The following is a 6,290-nucleotide window of genomic DNA, read 5'->3' on the forward strand; positions in this document are numbered from 1 at the left end:
ATTATCGTTCCTCTCGGAAATATGGAAGTCCGAGACTTGCAGGCGGCTGGTTTTCACGTTTTCTCCGCATGCTTGTCACAACGAGAACGACCATGGTTACGATATACGGAATCATCTTATATAATTCCTGATACTCCATGTGATTCATACCGGATGGAATATACAGATAGAGAATGTAAAGACCACCGAAAAGGAAGGAGGCAAATACACTCACATTCGGACGCCAGATCGTAAAGATTACGAGGGCGATCGCAAGCCATCCTCTGTCACCAAAGGCGTCATTGGACCATACACCGCATGCATAATCCATAACATAATACAGACCGCCGAGACCTGCAACCATACATCCGACGCAGGTGGCAATGTATTTGTACCGTGTAACATTAATACCTGCCGCATCCGCTGTATTCGGGCCTTCACCGACAGCACGAAGATGGAGTCCCACACGGGTATGATTTAAAATATAGGATGATGCAAGTGCAATGGCAACGGCCACATAAGCGAGGAAACCGTAGGATAAGAACAGCTTTCCAAATCCGCCAAGATTTTTTGCAAACGGAAGCGACTTGCTGAAATAACTGCTCGTTGCAGTCAGCGCGATGGACGGTACATCACTGTCAACAAGTTTGATCAGAGAACCGCCGAAGAAATTACCAAAACCAACACCGAAGGTTGTCATGGCAAGACCTGTCACGTTCTGATTTGCCCGCAGCGTAACTGTGAGAAAACAATACAAGAGTCCCATAAGCAATGAACCAAGCAGACAGCAAAACATCGGTATCAAAATAGCCAATGCCGGATTCATGTCCGACGGACTCGGAACACTCCTCTCATAAAAGAAGGAACCGATAACACCACATATACCGCCAACGTACATAACACCAGGAATTCCAAGATTCAGGTTGCCGGACTTTTCTGTAATAATTTCTCCGGTACTTCCAAACAAAAGCGGAATGCCCTGTACAATGGCTCTCGGTATGAACGCAAGTAAAAAACTTAACATGATTACTGTCCCTCCTTCTCATCTTTTTTACGGAACTGCAGACGATAGGAAATGAAAAATTCACATCCGATAATGAAGAACAGGATGATACCTGTCAAAATGTCTGAGTAAGAATGGTTTAATCCAAAACTTGTAGAAATTTCGCTGGCACCCCGATCCATAAAGATGATCAGGATACTGGAGAAAATCATTGTCAGCGGATTAAATTTCGCCATCCAGGATACAAGCACCGCCGTAAATCCCTGTCCGCCGGCAATTGTGGTGGTGACTGTATGGTTGATTCCGCCGACCAGAAGAAGTCCTACAAGACCACAAATGGCACCGGATAAAAGCATGGTACGGATAATAACTTTTTCAACTTTAATACCAATATATCTGGCTGTATTTTCACTCTCACCGACAACAGAAATCTCATATCCGTGTTTACTGTAGTTCAAATATACATACATGAAAATTGTAACGATGACTGCAACCAAAATCGTCAGCAGATATTTCGAGCCAAATAACTGAGGAAGCCATCCCACATTGGAATTCTGGTTGATAATACCAATCTTACCGGAACCCTTCGGTACTTCCCACACAATCGTATAGAAAGCAACAAGCTGGGTCGCAATATAGTTCATCATCAGGGTGGAAAGGGTCTCGTTCGTATTCCATTTTGCTTTAAAGAAAGCCGGGATAACACCCCAGATCATTCCGGCCACAAGGCTGGCAATGATCATACATACAATAACTGCGGCATTCGGAAGTTTACTTCCAAGACAGATCATACATGCTGCCGCCGCAAGACCGCCGATCAGGACCTGTCCCTCACCGCCGATATTCCAGAATTTCATCTTGAAAGCCGGCGTTAAAGCCAAAGAAATAAGTAAAAGAATCGCTGTATTCTGTAAAGTGATCCATGTCTTTCGCGCAGAACCGAAGGCTCCCACAAAGATGGACTGAAATACCTTGATCGGGTCAATACCTGTTGTGATGGTCGTCACGACCGCACAAATAATCAGAGCCATGATAATAGCCACCGCACGGATGATGAGTGCCTTCTGCCATGGAATCGCAGCCCTTTTCACTATATGAAATAATGGTTCTTTTTTCTTTTCATTCATGATCCTCGCTGCCTCCCATTCTGGTCATCATCATTCCGACCTCATTTTTATCTGTCTTTCTGGCATCCACAATACCGCTGACCTGTCCGCTGCAAAGGACGAGGATACGATCCGATAATTCCAGAAGAACATCCAGATCTTCTCCGACAAAGATAACAGACACGCCCTTTTTCTTCTGTTCATTCAACAATTGATAAATCATATAAGAAGAATTGATATCCAGTCCACGCACCGCATAAGCTGTCAAGAGAACGGTCGGTGCGGAGGAAATCTCTCGTCCGACTAAAACTTTCTGTACATTTCCTCCGGAAAGTCTTCGAACCGGTGTGGAAATACCCGGCGTTGCCACTTCAAGATTCTCTACGATCTCCGCCGCCAGCTTCCTCGAAGGTTTACGGTTAATAAACGGCGTCTTGCCCTGACGGAAAGAACGAAGCATCACATTGTCTGTCAGGTCCATATTGCCCACAAGACCCATTCCGAGTCTGTCTTCCGGAACAAATGAAAGTGCAACACCCATATCCGCAATGGCCAGAGGGTCCTTTCCAATCAATGTTTCTTTTGTACCGTCATCTTTAATATAATCAATCGTACCCGATTCCGTCACCTGAAGGCCCGCAATGGCTTCAAGCAGTTCTTTCTGACCACATCCGGAAATGCCTGCAATACCGAGGATCTCTCCACTGTTGGCTGTAAAGCTGACATCCTGAAGTTTTAAAATGCCGTCACTGCTTCGGACATTCAATCCTTTTACTTCAATACGCGGTTTCGGGTCCACCGGGTCCGGTCTGTCAATATTTAATGTCACAGATCTTCCGACCATCATATTGGTCATCTCTGTGATCGTCGTTTCTTTTGTCTTCATACTGCCGATATATTCGCCGCTTCGAAGCACTGCCACACGATCAGATAAAGACTGTACTTCCTGCATCTTATGAGTGATGATGATAATCGCCTTACCGTCATCCCGCATCTTGCGAAGCACATTAAAAAGTTTCTCGGTCTCCTGCGGTGTCAATACGGCTGTAGGTTCATCCAGAATAAGAATATCCGCCCCGCGGTAAAGTACCTTGACGATCTCGACCGTCTGCTTCTGAGAAACAGACATGTCATAAATCTTTTGAGCCGGATCCACTTCAAATCCGTATTTATTACAAATCTCTTCAATCCTTTTGGAGGCTTCTTTAATATTCAGCTTTCCATCCAGGCCAAGGATAATATTTTCCGTTGCGGACAATACATCAATGAGTTTAAAATGCTGATGTACCATACCGATTCCAAGGCTTAAAGCATCCTTCGGTGATTTAATGACCTCTTCCTTGCCATTAATATAAATATGGCCTTCATCCGGGAAATAGATACCCGAAAGCATATTCATCAGAGTTGTCTTTCCGCTTCCATTCTCACCAAGTAAAGATAATATCTCTCCTTTATAAATATCAAGATCCACCTTATTGTTGGCAACTATTGATCCAAACGTTTTCGTAATGTTTCGCATTGAAACTGCAGCTGTTTTGATTTCCATCGCTTGTCCCCCTTAGAATTGCTGGTTCATTCGCCCTTTTTCTATGCTGCCGAAATATAAATACTTAGCCCTATAGAAAAAGGGCGACGCGGCGATAACCGCTTTGTCGCCCCATCAATTCCTTCATAAATTGACTTAAAAAGCTTCGAAAGAATGATTCTTAGAATTTTGTATCAAGAAGTGTAATTCCATCGATCTGTACATCAAAGTACGGAGCGGAACGGAATTCAGAACCGGACTCATGGAAATATCCGTCACTTACTACTTCATGATCTGGTGTATAATCTGCATCTGTATCTACATCTGCTTCATAGCTTTCTAATGCTTTGCCATCTACAGTAAATGTAGAAATATCAAATGTATGAATTGTTCCTGCAATAAGTTCTTCTTTTGCTTTGTCAATGGCTTCCTGAGTGCCCTCTGCTACTGCAGAACCAAGGTCTGTTAATTCAACAGCGCCATTCTCAAGAGATCCGCACCAGTCTGTATCGATCGGTGTACCTGCTGCTACGCAGTTAAGAGCATATTCAAAGTAAGGTTCCCAGTTAATTCTGGAAGAAACAAGGAATGTGTTTGGACATGCGCTTACTGTACTTCCGTTGTAGGATACGTTTGGAACACCTGCTGTTTCACATGCTGTAGGAGCTCCCATGGAGTCCGCATGCTGGCTGATCAGTACACAACCGTTCTGGATGAGCTTGTTAGCGCCTTCCTTCTCAGCTGTTTCATCATACCAGGATCCTGTAAATGTTACTTCCATTGTAGCTGTAGGGCAAACAGAACGTGCACCTAAGAAGAAAGATGTATAACCGGAGATAACTTCTGCGTATGTGTAAGCACCAACATAACCGATCTTAGCCTGTTCTGCTGTGATATCACCGTTGTCAATCATCTCATTTAACTTCATACCTGCTACGATACCTGCAAGGTAACGTCCATCATAAATAGCAGCAAATGCATTGTGGAAGTTTTCAAGATTCTCTGTGTGAGCCTTTGTACCTGTTGCATGGCTGAACTGTACTTCCGGATATTCCTTTGCTGCTTCGATCATATAATCTTCATGTCCGAAACTGTCTGCGAAAATGAAATCACATCCGGCATCTGCAAGTTCACATGCGGCTTCGTAGCATTCCTGACCTTCAGGAATATTTGTCTTGATAACGCATTCCACACCAAGTTTTTCACATGCGGCTTTTGCTCCGTTGAGGAAGTTTAAGTCATAAGTAGAGTTCTCATCATGCAGGAAAATAAAACCTGCTTTCAGATCAGTTGCTGCTGCTGCGCTCTCTCCTTCAGATTCAGCAGCTGCCTTTGTTTCATTACTCTTAGCAGTCTCTCCCTTTGAAGAACCACAACCAACAATAGCGCTGACTGTCATCGCCATAACTGCTAATAAACTTACAAGTTTCTTTTTCATCAGTTCTCCTCCTTTTTTTGTCCATGTCGACAATAGAAGTATAATCGTCTTAAACTCCCCTTGTCAATAGAAGGGGAAAAATTTATTGGTTTTTTTCATAGAAAGGGTGACTGGGGGATGGGTTCGTAGCCACCGTTCGGTGGCTATGAACCCGTCCCCCAGTCACCCTTAGAAAAGCCAGTACTTCGAAATAAGATATCCGGGTATAACTACAATGATAAAAAATGCCCAACTGATCAATGTAAACACTTTCATGAATTTCATTCCATTTTTAGGATATTCACGGACATAAATTCGATAATTAATAACAGATGCCAATGAACCGATGATTGAACACAAACCGGCCGTATCCACACCGTACAAAAGTGCTGCCAGATTTTTTGTAAAGGGATAAAGAACAATAGATGCAGGTACATTTGAAATAACCTGACTCAATGCTATACCCCAAAAATACTCATGACCGCCAACCGCATTCGTAAGAAAAAAGGAAATTGCCTCGTTTCCTGTAATTTGTGAAGAAAATACAAAAAAGCAAAAAAAGGTTATAAGCAAAACATAGTCCGTCTTAAAAAATACATTTCTATCAAACAACAATACGGTTACAAATACAATGGCTGCCGATCCCAGCCAATAAGGCGTTCTTGTTATAATCGTTAATATAATAAGTACAAAAAGACAAATATAGACGATTCTTTGTTTTTTCCTTTTTGGACTCCATGGCTCCGCACAATTTCCTTCCCACACAATCTTTTCGTGAAGATCTTTCCTGTAGAGAATAAGAATAAAGGCACTGAGAAGTAATGCAGAAGATACCCAAAGCGGCAGCATATGAAGTACAAAATTCCAAACTGAGACTCCGGACTGACCAAATATAAACAGATTTTGCGGACTTCCGAAGGGCATTAGTAACGAGCCCCGGATAGCCGCAATATTTTCCATTGAGATTACAGGCAAAATATATTTTTCCTTTCCCCCTGCACGGAAAAGAATAATCGTAAGCGGCACAAAAATAATGAGTGATACATCATTCGTCACAAACATTGAAGAAAAAAACACCCCAAAGATAACAAAAAATGAAATTCCTGCCATCGAAGTGATTTTCTCGGCAGATTTAAGAAGGGGTCTGAAAATATTTTCTTTCTTAAATCCTTCAAGCACCGTTAACATCATAAAAAGCGTTACAAGGGTATGCCAATCAATATTTTTCAGTAACTCACTACTCGGCTTCGTGATAAACAG

At 42.7% G+C, this 6,290-nt stretch carries 5 protein-coding genes; all 5 read right to left on the bottom strand.

Features of this window, described 5'->3' with window-relative positions; translation table 11 throughout:
• Position 1 precedes the first annotated feature (1 nt).
• A complete protein-coding gene (locus QZZ35_RS08260) occupies positions 2-1,003 on the bottom strand; it encodes an ABC transporter permease (RefSeq protein ID WP_291236969.1) in 1,002 nt (333 codons plus the stop codon).
• A gap of 2 nt (positions 1,004-1,005) precedes the next feature.
• The gene (locus QZZ35_RS08265) at positions 1,006-2,109 is read right to left on the bottom strand and encodes an ABC transporter permease (protein ID WP_291236970.1); all 1,104 of its coding nucleotides are present in this window, start codon (positions 2,107-2,109) and stop codon (positions 1,006-1,008) included.
• Complete coding sequence (locus QZZ35_RS08270) at positions 2,102-3,634, bottom strand: ABC transporter ATP-binding protein (RefSeq protein WP_291236971.1); 1,533 nt, start codon at positions 3,632-3,634, stop codon at positions 2,102-2,104. The genes QZZ35_RS08265 and QZZ35_RS08270 overlap by 8 nt, the downstream gene beginning before the upstream one ends.
• Before the next feature lie 160 nt (positions 3,635-3,794).
• Positions 3,795-5,051 carry a BMP family ABC transporter substrate-binding protein gene (locus tag QZZ35_RS08275; protein ID WP_291236972.1) on the bottom strand — a complete coding sequence of 419 codons (1,257 nt, stop codon included), beginning with the start codon at positions 5,049-5,051 and terminating at the stop codon, positions 3,795-3,797.
• Positions 5,052-5,219: 168 nt separating this feature from the next.
• Positions 5,220-6,290: SLC13 family permease (locus tag QZZ35_RS08280; protein WP_291236973.1), on the bottom strand; the 1,071-nt coding region annotated here is incomplete at its 5' end.

This window comes from Frisingicoccus sp. (assembly GCA_016298055.1).
In the GTDB taxonomy this organism is placed as follows: domain Bacteria; phylum Bacillota; class Clostridia; order Lachnospirales; family Lachnospiraceae; genus Frisingicoccus.

What these genes read in the sequence shown, in the direction of transcription:
- QZZ35_RS08260 (WP_291236969.1), bottom strand. Translation starts at nt 1,003, where the DNA reads ATGTTAAGTTTTTTACTTGCGTTCATACCGAGAGCCATTGTACAGGGC.
- QZZ35_RS08265 (WP_291236970.1), bottom strand. Translation starts at nt 2,109, where the DNA reads ATGAATGAAAAGAAAAAAGAACCATTATTTCATATAGTGAAAAGGGCT.
- QZZ35_RS08270 (WP_291236971.1), bottom strand. Translation starts at nt 3,634, where the DNA reads ATGGAAATCAAAACAGCTGCAGTTTCAATGCGAAACATTACGAAAACG.
- QZZ35_RS08275 (WP_291236972.1), bottom strand. Translation starts at nt 5,051, where the DNA reads ATGAAAAAGAAACTTGTAAGTTTATTAGCAGTTATGGCGATGACAGTC.